Raw genomic sequence first — 14,407 nt, 5'->3', positions numbered from 1 at the left:
GCCGACCATGAAGGGTGTGACACACTCCGGACGGTCCTCTTGGCGGAGGCGGTGAAGAAGCCGCGCGAGGGCAAGAGCTGCTACGGGAACATCAGGTTCTTACCGGCAAGCCGCGGCCGGCGGGCCTCCGAGGCGAACCCCAGCAACGCCTGCGCTACAGCCAGACATACCGCTTCGGAATCGTTCAACTGCGGCGGCCTGCCCAGCCATCGAGTTCCTCCGATCTCCTCGTCGATCTTCACATAGAGTGCGGTCATCAGTGTCTCCAAGTCGGGCTTCACAACCGGAACTTGGAGGCTCTCGCCACATTCGCCCGCCCGAACTCGCGGATACGCACCCGCCCGAGCCCATTCACGCGTTGACCGAACGGAGCCCCACCGCCATGGCGGACACGACCTCGGCCGGCCTCAGCCCTCGTGGGGTACTGGCCTGCTACCACCGCGCGATACTCGATAAGTCCGCGGACGACCTGGCCGACCTGTACGCGGCCGACGCCATACACGAGTTCCCGTTTTTCTCCCCCGGCATGCCCGCGCGCTATCAGGGACGCGAAGAGGTCCGCGCCGGCTACCGGGCAGCCTGGGGCGCGAGCCCGGCACAGCCGCAAGAGATCACCGAAGTCGCCGTCCACGAGAACACCGACCCCGAAGTAATCGTCGCCGAACACGTCATCACCGGAACCGTGACCACAAACGGCCGGCCCTTCAGCTTCCCCGGACTCCTGGTGCTTCGGGTCCGCAACGGCCTGATCGTCCATGCCCGCGACTACATGGACGGCCTCGGTGTGGCTCACACGATGGGCCGACTGACCACCATCGCCGCCAACCTCAGCAGCGGCGAACCGGATCACTGAAAACTGCCGCCCGAGTTCGGAACTTGTCGTCTACGGCTTGTCGGAACTGTTGCGGTCCGCCGCACTGGGTCACGTTCGAAGCCTTGCTTGCGGGCGGTGGTGGCCGTGATCACGCGGTCCATGAAGCGCTCGGCGACGGCCTTCTGGGCGGCGGTGAGGTCGACCCGTCCGTCGGGGCCTGCAGCGCTCACGGCCTGGAGCAGCATCTCGACATCCGCATCCCGTTCCATCTGCAGCACAGCCAACGCGCGGGAGAGCCGGTCGGTGACCTGCTGGGCGGTCTCCGGCTGACAGCCGTATTCGCTGCCGTAGTGCTCGCCGGCGTCGGAGAGAAGGCGGTACAGGTCGATGTAGCCCTCCTCCCTTGCCACGGCCTTGCGGCAGTCGCCGAGCAGCGCGGCCAGGACATCGACGTCGGCCTGGTCGACAAAGACGGCGTACAGCGGGATGAGCTTGCCGCCGTCGGGGCCGTAGACGTGCCTGCTGTCCTTGGTCTGCTGGCCGCTGCCGGTGTGCACCGCGTACCACTCGTTACGCAGTCCTTGGGGCAGGGCGGTGACGATGTGGCGCCAGGCGTTGTGTGCTTTCTCGCCGTCGAGGCTGGGCGGCAGCTGCCGGACCTCCTCGTCGTCCGCGCGGGCGTCGCGGGTGGTCTGGCTCAGCCTCATCAGCAGTGGCTCCTCCAGGCTGAGCAGGTCGTCGAGGAAATTCTCATTGGCGGGCAGCAGGCGTGGCGCCGCCGCGTTGGTGTCGGTGTCGGCCATCGGTGTGTGCTCCTGTGGTTGAGCGGGGACGAGACCGATTCGCAGGGCCTCGTCCTCTCATGGTTCTCCCCGTGGCTTTTTCACGGGAACGGGTTCTGGCACACGTTTTAGTGACCTGAGTCAGAGATTCGGTGGCAGTAGGCAGCGACTCTGTCGAGGATCTCGTCGGCGGATTTCGTCCAGACGAATGGTCGTGGGTGTTCGTTCCAGTTGGTGAGCCAGGAGCGGATGGCGCCTTCGAGTGCCTGAACGGAGCGGTGGACGCCGCGCTTGAGTTTCTTCTGCGTGAGTTTGGCGAACCACCGCTCCACCAGGTTCAGCCAGGACGAACTCGTGGGCGTGAAGTGCATGGGGAAGCGCGGGTGCGCCAACGGCCACTTCTTGATGGCAGGCGTCTTGTGGGTGGCGTAGTTGTCGAGGACCAGGTGCACGTCGAGGTCGGCCGGGACCTCCTTGTCGACCGTGGCAGGAACTCTTTGAACTCGACTGCCCGATGACGGTGGTGCAGGGAGCCGATGACCTTGCCGGTGGCCACCTCCAGGGAGGCGAACAGGGTTGTGGTGCCGGCCCGGACGTGGTCGTGACTGCGGCGTTCAAGCACTCCCGGCATCATCGGCTCGACGCTCTCCAGCACGACCCGCGACCGCAGAGCCAACACCTGCGCGGTCGAGCGCCGACGCACCCACCCCTCAAGCACAGCCCGTTGGGCAACAGTTACCGACAACAGCGGAATCTTCGGTCCAGGACGCGTCACACACAATCGACGACGCACCGCTGACTCACGTCACTGGGGCTTGGCTGGTGAAGATGCATGTGATGTGGAGTCGGCTTCGGCGAAGTCCACAGTGAGCGTGGTGCGTGGAACGCTGATCACGGCGTCGTAGGCATCCAGGGCCGGCACGGGCAGGAAGCCGTTGTCCATGCGGATCCGGGCCGGCTCCGGCAGGCCATGTCGCCGGGCGTGCGTGCGCAGCGCGCGGGTGTCCACCAGCGCCGGCGCTTCGAGCACGCCTGCGAACAACGCCTCCACGCTGTCGGGTGTCGCTTCGGGAGCGTCGGCCGCAGATTGGCGCATCCCGGCAGGGTGCGCCGGATCAGGGACGTTCGCCACGGTCCGGCCGCCGCCGCTGGTCAGCGCCACGGACACATAGTCCGCCCCGAGCTTCTGGGCGAGGGCGTGTCCCATGGGCGTACGGGCGAGCGGACCGCCCTCGGGGTTGGCGGTGCGCTGGATGTGGGCGTTGTGCGCGGAGACGACAATGCGGGTCCCGGGTGCGGATCGGTCGAGCAGGTGGAGCAGGCTGTCTGCCAGGTAGCGGTCTCGGGCGGCAAGGTCGGCTGCGTCGGGTGCGCCGCCGAGCAGTTCGGACATCGCGCGCTGCATCTGGTCGGTGCGCCAGGCGGCCCAGACGTCCGAGAGGGCGTTCTCGTATGCCTGGCTGCCGGCGTTCTCGACATAGACCTCACGCATGACGGTGACACGGTTGAGCAGTCGGCCGAGCGTGGCCGATAGCCGGTCTTGGGTTGCTGGATCGAGGCGGAGGCGGGCATGGGCGGGGACCAGACCCGAGCCGCCCGCAAGCGGCTCGGACAGCTCCAGAGCCGTACGCGCATAGTGCACCGCGCCGGAGTCGACATCGGCCAGATACTTGGCGACCGCCTCCAGTACGGGCGCCAGCGAGCCGCCGGCCGCCGGGATGTCGAGCCCGGCGAAGTGGACCGGATGCGGCGCGGTGGCGTTGTGGGCGCGCAGCCACCGCAGGGTGTCGCGGCCCTCGGCGGACTGCCCCGGATAGCCGTCGGCGCGGGGCGTGATCAGCGCGTCGAGATCGCCGTCATGGCCCCCGACCCAGGCGTCGACGGCCCGGCCGGAGGCGGCCCCGAACTCCACCGCGTAGACGGTGAAGCCGCACTCCTGGACCAAAAGGCGCAGCATCCGATCGCGTATCAGCCCGAACTCGCGTATCTGGTGGGAGTTCTCGCCCAGCGCGACCACTCGCGCGTCACCGACGAGTCGGCGCAGCGGCTCCAGGTCGTCGAGCGGGGCGGCAAGGCCGGGAGTGGCAAGTCGGACGGCGTTGTGCGTAGTCCACTCGGCGAGGGGGAGCGGGGGTGGCAGGCTCATGATCGTGACACTAACAACCAGTGCGCATGCTCGAGTGACCTGATTCAGAGGTTCCTCGACAGTTCTCCCTTGGGTTGAGGAAACAGGGAGATCCAGCCGAGAATCTCTGACTCAGGTCACCAGGAAGACAACCGCGGAGGGGAAGTTCACCGAGTGGATCGGGCTGTACGCCCGCGACGACGTGGTCATCACATTGACCGTACGCGCGGTCGACGGCCCTCCGGTCACCCTCAGCTTGTTCTTTACCCTGCGGCTTTCCCGTGACGACGGAGGTTGATCTTCAGCTAGACCCGGCGCGGGCTGTCATTGACGATCGGCGCATGATGGCCGTCATGGAGAACGTGGTCGAAAAGATCAAGGTCTGGTTTCGGTTCGTCCCTCGCGAGGGGTGGTTGCCGCAGGACACCGAGGGCCTGTGGGCGACGAAGCTCGGCGATGACACGGCCAGTGTGCAGAACGCCCCTTTCCTTCAGGATGGGGTCGCCGAGGGCGATGTAGTGCGGTACCAGACGGACTCCGACGGGCTTCACTGGGCTGTCGGGCGGGTTAGTTCCTCCGGCAACTGCACGATCCGTGTGGTGCCCGTTCCCACCGGTCCCCTGGGACGCAGCCCGCAGGCAGTGCATCAGCGCCTTTCGGCGTTCGGGCTTGGAGGTGAGGTCTTCAGCGATGACCTCCCCATGGTGGCCTTCACCGTCCCGGCAGGCGCGGACTTCACCGGGATCAAGGCCCTCCTGAACCGGGGTCGAGACGAAGGATGGTGGCACTACGAGGTCGGCTGCGGCACCGACGAATGGTGGAACGCCTGACCTCTGCGGGACTGCTTCGCGGCCAACCATGGGTCGTGCCGTCTCGAACGCCGCCTCGAACTGGGTAGCTCACCTGGGCATTCGGCAGATGTGTCAACGGCCCTCATCTGTTCATGTGCTCCGACCAAGGCGCACGTGAACAAACCGAAGGCCGTGAGGTGAGTCTGCAGCCTGATGCTGTCCGCAGGCCGGTCGAGCTGGTCGGTCGGATTCGTGGCGATCGCGTGATGCGTTTGCCGACGCCGCCTCGCGTCGCCACCGACGAGGACATCGACCGCGTCTGGAAGGCATTCCTGTGACGCTTCGACCTGGAGCACACCCTTCCGCCTGTTCAAGCGACACCGCTGACCGCCGGGTGCTGGTCACCGTCCCGGATGGGCTGGCTCGGAACCTGGTCGCGTGGGTCACCGAGGACGCCCCGGAGGCGCACCTGACGCGTGCCGGGTTGGCGTACGTACTGGGTGCCGAGGGACCGCTCGGTGGCGGGGGATCGAGCGCTCGGCGGCCGGGGGAGGGGCGCTGCCGACAGTGCTGCGCCCCTCCGCGGGGCGCACTCGTCGCCGCCCCGCGAAAGGGCGCAGTTGTCCGGGCCGCTGAACCTGCCGGACCAGGGCCTACGGCACGTACTTCTCCCAGGCGCTCCAGCCGCCGGATTCGAGCTGGGAGTAGATCCGGGTGCTCCCCGCGGTGACCGCGTAGATCCGGTGCTTGCCGGTCGGGCGGATCTCGTACGTGTCCATGGTGTACGCGGCTCCGTTGCTGACCCGGACGGGACCGTTACTGCTGCCCGAAATCCGATACACGTAGGAGTTCGGCGGGCTGACGAAGAATACTTCGTCCCTTATGCCGTCGCGGTCCCAGTCGGCATTCACCCACTTTCTTCCGCACACCACGGGAACGCTGTGCCCGAATGCCTCGATCCGGCACTTGAGGTCCGAGGACGGGCTCTGCGGAGCGGCTTGCGCGGGCGCCGCCGACATGGCGATCGCCCCCATGACGCATGCGGCCAGCATGGCCAATGCGCGAGAGTTCACTGTTCATTCCCCCTGTGATGACCGACGTACGGGGCGGCTAGCCGCGCAGGTGCGGATTCCGCACCCATTTCGTGTGCTGCTTCTCCTTGGTCCGGGACCCGAAGAGCTCGACACGCGCATAGGCCAGCCGCTCGTCCTGCGCGAAGTAAGTGAGGAAGACGTCACGCCATTGCTTGCATGCCTTGTCCCCGATCGGAACCCGGAACATCGACGGGGCGGTTCTGATACTCGCGGCACCGCCCATGGTGACGTACCCCTGGAGCTGGGCCGTCGCCTGGTCCTTGTCCCCCGGCGTCGCGTCGCACAGCTGCAGAGTGATGTCCTCGAGGCGGTTGGCGTTCGCCCACGCGCCGCTCCAGTCCACCCTGACGTCGCCGGCCGTTCCAGAGGGAAACTGTGTAGCGGCCAGAGCCGACCCGGTCAGCGCCGTCGTTGATACGGAGATGGCCGCAGCGAGCACAGCGATCCCCTTGACTACGGTCCTGTTGATCCTCATATGGCAGCCCATCCCCCGGAGTTGGTCATCTGGCCCTTACGATCGGCCAGCGAAGACGCTAGCAGCGGTTCGTATACAGGGGTAGAAGGAGACAAATTCCCGAGCCTGTCATTTATCCGGTTCAACGCGGTTTCGTGCCCACCGTGTGGTGGGCGGGTCGGCTGAACGCCTCGCCGGTTGCGAGGACTCGGCCCACGTCATGACGTGTGGCCGCGCGGCGGTTCTCCCTGTGCCCGCGGCGGTGTTCGGGCGCGAGCGCGAGATCGACGAGCGACCGCACCGGCCCGTCGGTGCAAGTTCCCCTCGACGGCTGCGAACTTCTTCTCCACCGGCGACAGGAACGACGAACTGCAGGCGCCCAATACGTGTTGGCAGCACATGGGCGCCCAAAAATGCGGCCGGACACATCATGTGCCCCACCCTCTCTTCCTGTGCCCGGGCATCCAGGCAGGCTGGCCGCGAGAGGCGGGGCTGAGAAGGTCGCGTAATCGCGAGTCGCGGGTTCTTCAGCTGCTGAGGGGGCGTGATCACCCTGAGTGGTCGCCGGGGGTGTAGTGGTGCCAGGTTCCTCTGGCCTCTTCGGGGAGGCGGACCGTGGTGTCGTCGTTGTCGGCCCAGTGCTACGCGGCCAGGGGGAGGCCGGCGACTTGCTGGTGCAGGGTGGCGAGGGAAGCGGCGAGGTGTCCCTGGCCGGTGGCGGTGGATTGAGGCGGGGTTTCGCTGGTGACAGCGAGGGCGTGTCGCCAGTAGTGCAGTGGGAACGAGCCGGGGTGCGCTGCGTGGCGGAACCGGGTGCGGAGGTGTGCACGGAACGCCGGGGTGTCGTCGTGGCCGCTGATGCGGGCGTAGGTGCCTACGAAGTGGCCGAGGGCCTCGGCGCGTCGGGTCGGGCAGCCGGAGGCAAGGGCCTCGGCGGCCAGGGTGCAGGCGTCCATGATGCCGGAGTAGAACGACGCGACGTCGCCGACCTGGTGGCTCTGCGGTTGGCGACGCCGGTCGTCTCCGCTGGTCAGGGCGTGGAGTTCGGCGTACGCCAGGGCAGTCGTGCTGGTCGGGGCGGCTGGTGGTACGGGCACCGCGCCCTCGATGACGGCCCGGGTCAGGCGGCGCGGCAAGCCGGCCGGAAGCGCCCAGCGCCAGTAACGGACCAGGCGGTCGTGGGCCTCGTCGAGCTTGCCCACCTCGGCGAGCAGTGCGAGGCGGCGAAGTCGTTCCAGCTCGGAGCAGTCGTCCAGGGTCCGCAGTATCCCCTGGCGCCACGTCAGCTCACGCATGTGCGCCTGCACGGTGTCCAGTTCGCGGGTGACGAGGTCGGCCAGGGAGCGTTCCCCCGTCATCACCGTGGCGATCGCGGCGATTGAGGTGTCGAGCGCGCGGAGGCGCTGGATCAGTCGGAGCCGGGGCAGCGCGTCCGCGGCGTATCTGCGGTGGCCGCCTCGGCTGCGTCCGCTCTCGGGCAGCAGCCCGATGTCGGAGTAGTAGCGGATGGTCTTCACCGGCAGCCCCGTGCGCGCGGCCAGCTCGCCTATACCCACTGTGCTCTCTCCAGGTGTGCCGTGCGTCACAGCTGCTTGAACCTCCACCGCGCAGGAGCCGTTAGCGTCCACGGCGACCGCCGCCTTCCGGTGCGCCCGGGGCGGCACTCGCCGAGGAGGATCATCACATGCGGATTCTGATCGTCACCGCCGGTTCGCGCGGGGACGTCGCACCGTTCACGGGCCTGGGGCGGCGTCTGCTGGACGCCGGGCACCAGGTTGCCGTGGCCGCGCATCTGCCCTTCGCCGGACTCGTCGCCGGGCGCGGCCTCGACCACCGGCCTCTGCCAGGGGATCCGCAGGAGTTGATCCGCGCCCGCGCTCTGGCGACGTCACCGCAGGAGGCGCGGGCGGTGACCTCGGCGTTCTTGGACCGGCTGGCAGACGGGGTGGTGGCGGCCGTCGCGGACGGCACCGACCTGGTGCTCACCGCGTTCGGCCCCGCATCACTCAGCCAGGCCGCCGGCGAGGCGTTCGCCGTCCCTGTCATCGGTACCTACCTCGCGCCTGCCATCGCCACGAGGGAATTCCCGCTGCCCGGCGCCGACGACCTGGGGCCGGACGGCAACCTCGCCGCGGGCCGGGCGCTGCTGGCGCGGGCCGGAACGCTCCAGGAAGGGGTCCTGACGCGGCTGCGCACCCGGCTCGGGCTGCCCGCCGCCGTGGGGCCGGTGCAGGCAGGAGAGATCCGGCCGGTCTTCCACGGCTTCAGTCCCCAGGTGGTACCGCGCCCGGCGGACTGGCCGTCCGAGGTCGAGGTGACGGGTTACTGGTGGCCTGCCCGGCCGCGAGGTTGGCGGCCCCCGGCCGAGCTGGTCGACTTCCTCCAGGCCGGTCCGCCCCCGGTGTTCATCGGGTTCGGCAGCATGGCGCCGAGCCAGGGGGATCGCTTGGGCGAGCTGGTGGCGGCGGCAGTGGCTCGGGCGGGGGTGCGCGCGGTGGTGCAGGCGGGGTGGGCCGGACTGAGCGCGGTCGGCGATGACGTCCTGGCGATCGGTGACCTGCCGCACGACTGGCTGTTCCCTCGCACGGCCGCCGTCGTCCACCACGCCGGGGCGGGCACCACGGCGGCCGGACTGCGAGCCGGGGTGCCCGCCGTGCCGGTACCTGTCATGGCCGACCAGCCGTTCTGGGCGGCCCGGCTGCACAAGTTGGGAGTCGCCCCGCGGCCGCTGCCGTTCCACGAGCTCACCGCCGAAGCCCTCGCCGAGGCGATCACAGCCTGCATGGCCGATCCGGCCCACCGGCAGCGAGCGGTCGAACTCGCGCGCCTCATCGCCACGGAGGACGGCACCGCCGCGCTGCTGGCCCGCATCGGCGTTGCGAACGAACGCGCACAGCGCAGTTTCACAGAAGTTGAGCCAGAACCCGGGAAGTGACAGCGCTTAGGCCCGGTGTCCGCCGGCGGCCTACTCCCTGTGTTTCGCACGGAGTCCGGACAGCAGTTGGTTGACGTGGTCGGGGGCCTGGGCGGGGGTGAGTGGTTGGTGGCCGACCAGCAGGCGGTACCAGAACAGTCCGAAGAGATGGTCGGTGGCGGCGTTCAGGTCGGCGCTGGCCGGGAGTTCGCCGCGCTGCACGCCCCGGGTGAGCAGGGTGCGCACGACGGCCCGCCGGCTTTCCACCCACTGCTGGAACGGTTCGGCGAAGGCGCGGTCGAGCTGGGCTTCCGCCATCAGTCCGCGCAGGGTCCGGACCCGGATCGGGTGGGCGGATACGCCGTACAGGGCGGTGGTGAAGGCGGTCAGGTCGCCGGCGAGTGAGCCGGTGTCGGGTTCGGGCATGCGCTGCTCGACGGCCGTGCGGTAGGCGTCCATGACGAGGGGTGCCTTCGACTTCCACCAGCGGTAGATGGTGCTCTTGGCGACGTCGGCACGGGCGGCGACCCGTTCGATGGTGACGGCTTGGTAGCCGAGCTCCTCGACGAGTTCGATCGCGGCGGTGAGGACGGCGTCGTGGGCGTCCTGACTGCGGATCCGGCCGCCGGTGCGGCGGCTTGGTGTTTGTCCGGTAGGCACGCGCAGGTCGCGGCCGCCGGACACCGGGTCACCGTGCCCCTGCTGCCGGAGACCGCCGCCCCGCGGCTGGAGCCCTGGCGCAGGTCGTACGGCGAGGCCGTCTTGGATGCCGGCCCCGCCGAGTCCACCGTGCTGGTCGGGCACAGCATCGGAGGAGTGAACGTGCTGCGCTTCCTGGAGCAGCATGACCCCGAGACCCAGGGGGTGTTCGCGGGCGTGCTGCTGGTGGCCACCTCCGCGCATGAGGTCGGCTACGACGAACTCGCCGAGTTCTTCCAGGGCGGCTTCGACTGGGAGCGGATCCGCCGATCGGCGCGGCAGTTCAGGGTGCTCCAGGCCATGGACGACCCGGTCAACCAGCCGGACCCGACCGAGCACGTCCGGCTGTTTGTCGAGGGCCTTGGTGCGACTGCAGTGGTGACGCCGACGGGCGCCCACTTCGGCGCCACCCCGGACGACCACGTCGAGGTGCCGGAGGCCGTCCGGCTGGTCGCCGAGCTGCTGGCAGCCTGACCGGTCCAGGCGCTCCTCTCCGAATGGGGATTCGCCTCGCTCGTGTCCCGCACGGCTGCCTCCTTCAGGGGCCACCGTGCGGGACGTGCCTATTTCGGCGGCGATGTAGCAGACCGTAGTCCTCTGCTGGGAGTGCTGTCGTCCAGGTGAGGTTTCTCTGATCAGTGGCTGTCGGTTTGACCTGGGGCGATCAGGTCTCGTGATCCGTGCTGCGCAGCGCCCGTGTTCAGTGATCGTTGCTGTATGGCGGTGCTTGGACTGGCGGCCCGTGGTGGGGGGCTTTGCGGTGGGCTCCGGACACCCGAACGCCGGTGTTCGGACAGTCCCGCCCCGACCGGCACCCTCCGCCGCTTCCACGCAGACCGGGTGTGTCGGTGTGTCTAATCCCGCCCCAGGCGCCCCAGGTGCCCGCTCAAGCGTGCCTCCTCCCATCCGCAGGCGGCCAACGGCACACGGCTGACGGAGAAGATGGCTACCGCCAGATGGCTGTGCGCCACCGGAGGCCGGGGGTGAGGTGCTTGAGATAGCGGTTGTCGGTCACCGTGAAGGTGATGTCGGCGTACGGGCGTTCTTCGAAGGGGCGGGTGTTGATCAGCTCCCAGCCCTCGCTGTACAGGTCCACCTCCCCCTCCTCGAACTCCTCCGGCGCCAGTTCCTCGTCGGTCAGCGGGTCCCCGTCATTGAACCGGACGACTTCGCTGACCAGCGGCACTCTCCGCAGCGGGCTGGCTGCGTAGGAGGTGACGATCGAGGGGGCGTGGTGGACGAGGTCGTCCTCCGGGACGTCCAGGCTGAAGTATGTGGAGATGTGGTCGTGGCCGCCGCCGCGGCGCTTACCGGGCACTTCCTTCTCGTGCCGGCGCGGTTCGAGCAGGGTCTGGCCGTCGTCCGACAGGAGGTAGCCGTCCTCGTTGACACGTATCTTCCGACGGCAGAGGATCAACGCTTCCATCTCGGGGCGCTGCTCGGTGACGAAGGGGTCCTCGTCACCGAGCTCCGCGGTGCTGGGGGCCTCGTCGTCCTCCGGGAACCAGTTCTCGAAGATCAGCGACGCGGGGAAGGTCAGGCCCGTGGGGACGGAGGCGGCGTCGGGGTTGATGATGTGGACCCGCCCGCGGAAGGTGGTGTCCTCCACGGCGTCTACGGAAATGGTGAACAGGTCGGTCACGGGTGGTGCGGCCCTCTCTTTTGAACAGCCATTGACGCAACAGGAGTTGTCATCTTCGCAGTGGCCCCGGCAGTGCAGGATCAGAAGCAAGTACTCACCTTGTTCTTCATGGCCTGAGGTGGTCGAGTTCGATGAGAGTCTCAGGGCGATCGACGGTTTCGCACACGTCGTAGCGGGTGTCGGGCCGCCAGTTCTTCGAGCCGAGCGGCCGTCCGGGACTTGGGGCGGGACGACATAATGTGCCCATGGACCATGTGACCGCGCGGACGTTCGTCGATTCCTGGGTGACGGCGTGGAACGCGCACGACTTGGACGCTCTGCTGACCCACTTCACCGACAACGTGACGTTCCGTTCGCCGGTGGCCGCGCAACTGCTCGAGGGAGACGGAGTCATCCGCGGCAAGGACGCGCTGCGGGCCTACTGGGAGGAGGGGCTGCGGCGCATCCCCGACCTGCGGTTCGAGGTGGTGGGAAGCTACGTCGGTGTGAATTGCTTGGTCATCAACTACCGCAATCAGAAGGGCGGGCTGGTCAACGAGGTGCTGATCTTTGACGGCCCGCTCGTCGCTGAGGGACACGGCACCTACCTCGGCGAGGACACCAACCCGGCCGGAGCCCGCTGAGCTTGTTCGAGTCCATTAGGCTCGAACGACGCCCGAAATCGATCGCCCGGATGGGCATTCGCCGGACGTGAGGGCGGTCCGGGGCTCGCACGCCCCCGCCTCCGAGGCCGGGCTGGGGACGATGTCGCTGATGCCCTGATCCGGCACACCGTGGCCGCGCGTGCGTCCCGCCCGGTCCACGCGTTCCACTTCGCCTCCGCGCTCTCCATGGGGCTCGAAGCCCTGCCGGTCCGCCACCGGCCCGCCACGGTCGCCGTGCTTACGCGGGCAGGATCCACCGGCGAGCGGCTGTGGCGGTACACGCGGACTGCTCTGCCTGTACACGGCCTACCGCACCTGGAGCACGTGAACGTAGGCCCCGATCCTGGAGGCAAGGACGCCCGGCGACCGGAGGTACAGCAGGAGGGCCGGACCGTCGCTGAAGCAGTCGTTGGCCTGCCGCTCCAGGGCAGGGGAGTGCTGTGGTGGATCGGCGTGGAGCCCGCCACACGCGGGCAGGGCCCCGGCCGCGCCATGCTCGGCTCCGCACTCGACGTAGTCGCCGGGTTTGGCGCCACCGAGGCGATCCTCTACGTGCACGACGATGCCCCGCCGGGAGACGAAAGGGATCGAACGGCAGCCAACGCCCTCTACGAGTCGGCTGGATTCGTCGAAGTCGACCGGCGCTATTCCCACACGCTGTCACCTCGTCTGTAGAGGAGGAGGACGGAGTCAACGGCCCCGAAAGGGGCCGTATCCCTCGGCCGTCAGTAGGGGGCACGCACGCTGGGCGCCCCCGCAGCCACGCCGATCGGTGGCCGCCGCGGAGCCATCAGCCGGGTGGCCGCGCCGTCTGGCCCGGGTACGGAGAGCGGCGTGTCTCTGATGGCCGGCCAGTGATGCGGTGAGTTCGTGCCGTCGGTGCCGGCGACCGTGCACGGTTCACGGCGTCGTGGTCAGGGGTAGAGGGTGCTGCCCACCTTCCGCGAGAGCTGGGCGGCCCACGCAATGGCGCGGTTGCGGCCCGAGCCCTCGCCGTCCGAGACGGTGAGCAGCACACCGCCGACCCGGACGTGCACCCTGTGCTCGGTGTGTCGGCCCTCGTAGTTCAGTGTGTGGATCTCCAGGAACGCCTCGTCGCCGATTCCCTCCAGCGGCTCCACTGCGTATTCCTCGCCGGCCAAGCCGGCTTCCGCGTCGGAGGTGAAGGACGGGCAGTGCCGCATGATGTTCTGCTCGACGTGCAGGAGGTCGCGGGCCGAGGCGATGGACAGCGACGTGAGCGTCTGCGTGGCCACCAAATGCCCTTCGTTGGCCTTGCGGTCCACGTACATCGAGACGGCTGTCGCGATCGTTCCGCGGTAGGAGGCCGGGCCCAGCCAGGCCGGGTCCTCGTCGGGTGATTGCGAGAGGCAGTAATCCCACCGGCTTTGCCGCTGCTCACGGGTGCTTTTGAAGGCCATGGTGTGCGACTCGCCGGGCTCCAGATTCCGACCGAAGGCAGTGTCCGGCAGCAGCGTCTTGTGCAGCTCCTCGCCGGTGAAAGTCCGCTGGGGCGGGGCAGCGGCGTCGCGACCGGGTGCGGTCGCCGGCCCCGGGGGCGTCGTGAACCTGGGGCCCGGGGTGGGGCTCTGCCGTGCAGCGGTAGGGCTCACGGACGGGGACGAGACGCCGCCCGCCTGGCTCCGGTTGCCGCCGCACCCCGCCAGGCCCGCAGCCGCCACCACTACCGCCGCCAGCGTCCCGATCGCTCGATGTCTGTTCACCGATTCCCTCCCCAGGCTTGCCGATCGCCGGTCGCGTCACCGTAGTCGATGGCAAGCGTCGGGTCGCCGCAACAGAACACTCTGACCTGGATAGCGCTGGGGGACACGTCTCGGCAGCCGGCCGTGGTCCTGCTCCATGGTGGTCCGGGTCTGCCGGGCTACTTGGACGATCTCGCCCCATGGCCACGGACCTCGCGCATCTTTAAAGCCCATTTGACAAGGGAGTTGTACCGGTATGACCAGCGTGGCACGGGCCAATCCCCGTGGCGGGGACCCCATTCCGTCGCCCGGCATGTCGACGATCTCGCCGAGCTGCTCGACCCGATCAGCTTGTGCCGCACGGGAACGCTGACCGAGGAGCCCAAGCTGATGTGGACCCTCGTCGTCCTCATTCCCCACGCCGGCCAGTGGCGCACCCTCGCCTTCCTTCCTTACGAACACCGCTCCGGCGATGCCTGGGTCGACTACGCCATCGCCAACATCACCTACCGCGCTCGCTCGCCGCCCGAGGGCAGGCGCCGCGACGCCCTTCTGGCCCGCCTGGTCGACGGTGCCCTGTACGACCTGTACGACCTGTACGACCTGGGAGGACACGCGGGCACGGCGACGGGCTACGTCCTCCACACCTCGGGAAGCGACGCACGCAGCATCTGGCCGCTGCTGGCCAACCGCCGCCCGGAGGTTGAGGCCGGCCGCCGTCGGGGTTCTTAGCGGCAGAGGTCAG

17 protein-coding genes and 2 pseudogenes are annotated in these 14,407 nt (G+C 68.6%); 8 read left to right on the top strand and 11 right to left on the bottom strand.

All coding sequences use genetic code 11. The features are described from left to right. Positions 1-83: 83 nt before the first annotated feature. Positions 84-281: pseudogene (locus tag AC5677_RS00840) on the bottom strand (IS982 family transposase); the annotation flags it as partial. A 101-nt stretch (positions 282-382) separates the two neighbouring features. Between AC5677_RS00840 and AC5677_RS00835 the strand changes: the two are divergent. Beyond that, positions 383-853, top strand: coding sequence for a nuclear transport factor 2 family protein (locus tag AC5677_RS00835; RefSeq protein WP_497193035.1), 471 nt, complete (start codon positions 383-385; stop codon positions 851-853). On the opposite strand, the gene AC5677_RS00830 is transcribed toward AC5677_RS00835, so the two are convergent. The 3 genes and pseudogenes from AC5677_RS00830 to AC5677_RS00820 all read right to left on the bottom strand — a co-directional run bounded on the left by AC5677_RS00830 (position 847) and on the right by AC5677_RS00820 (position 3,742). Further along, complete coding sequence (locus AC5677_RS00830) at positions 847-1,617, bottom strand: hypothetical protein (RefSeq protein ID WP_497193034.1); 771 nt, start codon at positions 1,615-1,617, stop codon at positions 847-849. The genes AC5677_RS00835 and AC5677_RS00830 overlap by 7 nt on opposite strands. A 107-nt stretch (positions 1,618-1,724) precedes the next feature. Next, positions 1,725-2,245 (bottom strand): annotated as a pseudogene (locus AC5677_RS00825) (IS630 family transposase); the annotation flags it as partial. A gap of 156 nt (positions 2,246-2,401) precedes the next feature. Next, positions 2,402-3,742: an erythromycin esterase family protein gene (locus tag AC5677_RS00820; RefSeq protein ID WP_497193033.1), complete on the bottom strand. Its 1,341-nt coding sequence runs from the start codon at positions 3,740-3,742 to the stop codon at positions 2,402-2,404. A 320-nt stretch (positions 3,743-4,062) separates the two neighbouring features. On the opposite strand from AC5677_RS00820, the gene AC5677_RS00815 reads away from it, so the two are divergent. After that, positions 4,063-4,551, top strand: coding sequence for a DUF4265 domain-containing protein (locus AC5677_RS00815; RefSeq protein WP_497196941.1), 489 nt, complete (start codon positions 4,063-4,065; stop codon positions 4,549-4,551). Between the two features lie 158 nt (positions 4,552-4,709). Continuing rightward, positions 4,710-4,850: a hypothetical protein gene (locus tag AC5677_RS00810; protein WP_497193032.1), complete on the top strand. Its 141-nt coding sequence runs from the start codon at positions 4,710-4,712 to the stop codon at positions 4,848-4,850. 315 nt (positions 4,851-5,165) lie between these two features. Here the strand turns inward: AC5677_RS00810 and AC5677_RS00805 are convergent, their stop codons facing one another. The 3 genes from AC5677_RS00805 to AC5677_RS00795 form a co-directional block, all read right to left on the bottom strand. Continuing rightward, on the bottom strand, positions 5,166-5,585 hold the full coding sequence (locus tag AC5677_RS00805) for a hypothetical protein (protein ID WP_497193031.1): 420 nt from the start codon (positions 5,583-5,585) through the stop codon (positions 5,166-5,168). Positions 5,586-5,622: 37 nt separating this feature from the next. Then, the gene (locus AC5677_RS00800; protein ID WP_497193030.1) at positions 5,623-6,081 is read right to left on the bottom strand and encodes a hypothetical protein; all 459 of its coding nucleotides are present in this window, start codon (positions 6,079-6,081) and stop codon (positions 5,623-5,625) included. A 620-nt stretch (positions 6,082-6,701) separates the two neighbouring features. Next, the gene (locus AC5677_RS00795; protein ID WP_497193029.1) at positions 6,702-7,616 is read right to left on the bottom strand and encodes a helix-turn-helix domain-containing protein; all 915 of its coding nucleotides are present in this window, start codon (positions 7,614-7,616) and stop codon (positions 6,702-6,704) included. Between the two features lie 128 nt (positions 7,617-7,744). Between AC5677_RS00795 and AC5677_RS00790 the strand changes: the two genes are divergently transcribed. Then, entirely contained in the window at positions 7,745-8,995 is a 1,251-nt protein-coding gene (locus AC5677_RS00790; protein WP_497193028.1) for a glycosyltransferase, read from the top strand. A gap of 30 nt (positions 8,996-9,025) precedes the next feature. Here the strand turns inward: AC5677_RS00790 and AC5677_RS00785 are convergent, their stop codons facing one another. Beyond that, positions 9,026-9,658, bottom strand: coding sequence for a TetR/AcrR family transcriptional regulator (locus tag AC5677_RS00785; protein WP_497193027.1), 633 nt, complete (start codon positions 9,656-9,658; stop codon positions 9,026-9,028). A gap of 9 nt (positions 9,659-9,667) precedes the next feature. Between AC5677_RS00785 and AC5677_RS00780 the strand changes: the two genes are divergently transcribed. Then, a complete protein-coding gene (locus AC5677_RS00780) occupies positions 9,668-10,147 on the top strand; it encodes an alpha/beta hydrolase (protein ID WP_497193026.1) in 480 nt (159 codons plus the stop codon). 472 nt (positions 10,148-10,619) lie between these two features. Here AC5677_RS00780 and AC5677_RS00775 read toward each other — a convergent pair whose 3' ends face one another. After that, positions 10,620-11,315, bottom strand: coding sequence for a hypothetical protein (locus AC5677_RS00775; protein WP_497193025.1), 696 nt, complete (start codon positions 11,313-11,315; stop codon positions 10,620-10,622). Positions 11,316-11,560: 245 nt separating this feature from the next. Here AC5677_RS00775 and AC5677_RS00770 point away from each other — a divergent pair, with 245 nt between their 5' ends. Next, complete coding sequence (locus AC5677_RS00770; protein WP_497193024.1) at positions 11,561-11,938, top strand: nuclear transport factor 2 family protein; 378 nt, start codon at positions 11,561-11,563, stop codon at positions 11,936-11,938. A gap of 327 nt (positions 11,939-12,265) precedes the next feature. Here AC5677_RS00770 and AC5677_RS00765 read toward each other — a convergent pair whose 3' ends face one another. Next, a complete protein-coding gene (locus AC5677_RS00765; protein WP_497196966.1) occupies positions 12,266-12,517 on the bottom strand; it encodes a hypothetical protein in 252 nt (83 codons plus the stop codon). On the opposite strand from AC5677_RS00765, the gene AC5677_RS00760 reads away from it, so the two are divergent. Next, positions 12,413-12,634 (top strand): GNAT family N-acetyltransferase, encoded by a 222-nt coding sequence (locus AC5677_RS00760; RefSeq protein WP_497193023.1) that lies wholly within the window; start codon positions 12,413-12,415, stop codon positions 12,632-12,634. The two genes, AC5677_RS00765 and AC5677_RS00760, sit on opposite strands and share 105 nt — an antisense overlap. A gap of 239 nt (positions 12,635-12,873) precedes the next feature. Here the strand turns inward: AC5677_RS00760 and AC5677_RS00755 are convergent, their stop codons facing one another. Further along, positions 12,874-13,683, bottom strand: coding sequence for a hypothetical protein (locus AC5677_RS00755; RefSeq protein ID WP_497193022.1), 810 nt, complete (start codon positions 13,681-13,683; stop codon positions 12,874-12,876). A gap of 225 nt (positions 13,684-13,908) precedes the next feature. On the opposite strand from AC5677_RS00755, the gene AC5677_RS00750 reads away from it, so the two are divergent. Further along, positions 13,909-14,394, top strand: a complete 486-nt coding sequence (locus tag AC5677_RS00750) for an alpha/beta fold hydrolase (RefSeq protein WP_497193021.1) — start codon at positions 13,909-13,911, stop codon at positions 14,392-14,394. Positions 14,395-14,407: the final 13 nt, after the last annotated feature.

It is taken from the genome of Streptomyces sp. JLSY215, from assembly GCF_059682825.1.
This window is presented reverse-complemented; position numbering and strand designations above follow the sequence as displayed.

Excerpts from the sequence above, each read along its gene's own strand:
- AC5677_RS00830 (WP_497193034.1), bottom strand. The coding sequence starts at position 1,617 with ATGGCCGACACCGACACCAACGCGGCGGCGCCACGCCTGCTGCCCGCC.
- AC5677_RS00820 (WP_497193033.1), bottom strand. The coding sequence starts at position 3,742 with ATGAGCCTGCCACCCCCGCTCCCCCTCGCCGAGTGGACTACGCACAAC.
- AC5677_RS00770 (WP_497193024.1), top strand. The coding sequence starts at position 11,561 with ATGGACCATGTGACCGCGCGGACGTTCGTCGATTCCTGGGTGACGGCG.
- AC5677_RS00790 (WP_497193028.1), top strand. The coding sequence starts at position 7,745 with ATGCGGATTCTGATCGTCACCGCCGGTTCGCGCGGGGACGTCGCACCG.
- AC5677_RS00835 (WP_497193035.1), top strand. The coding sequence starts at position 383 with ATGGCGGACACGACCTCGGCCGGCCTCAGCCCTCGTGGGGTACTGGCC.
- AC5677_RS00800 (WP_497193030.1), bottom strand. The coding sequence starts at position 6,081 with ATGAGGATCAACAGGACCGTAGTCAAGGGGATCGCTGTGCTCGCTGCG.
- AC5677_RS00815 (WP_497196941.1), top strand. The coding sequence starts at position 4,063 with ATGATGGCCGTCATGGAGAACGTGGTCGAAAAGATCAAGGTCTGGTTT.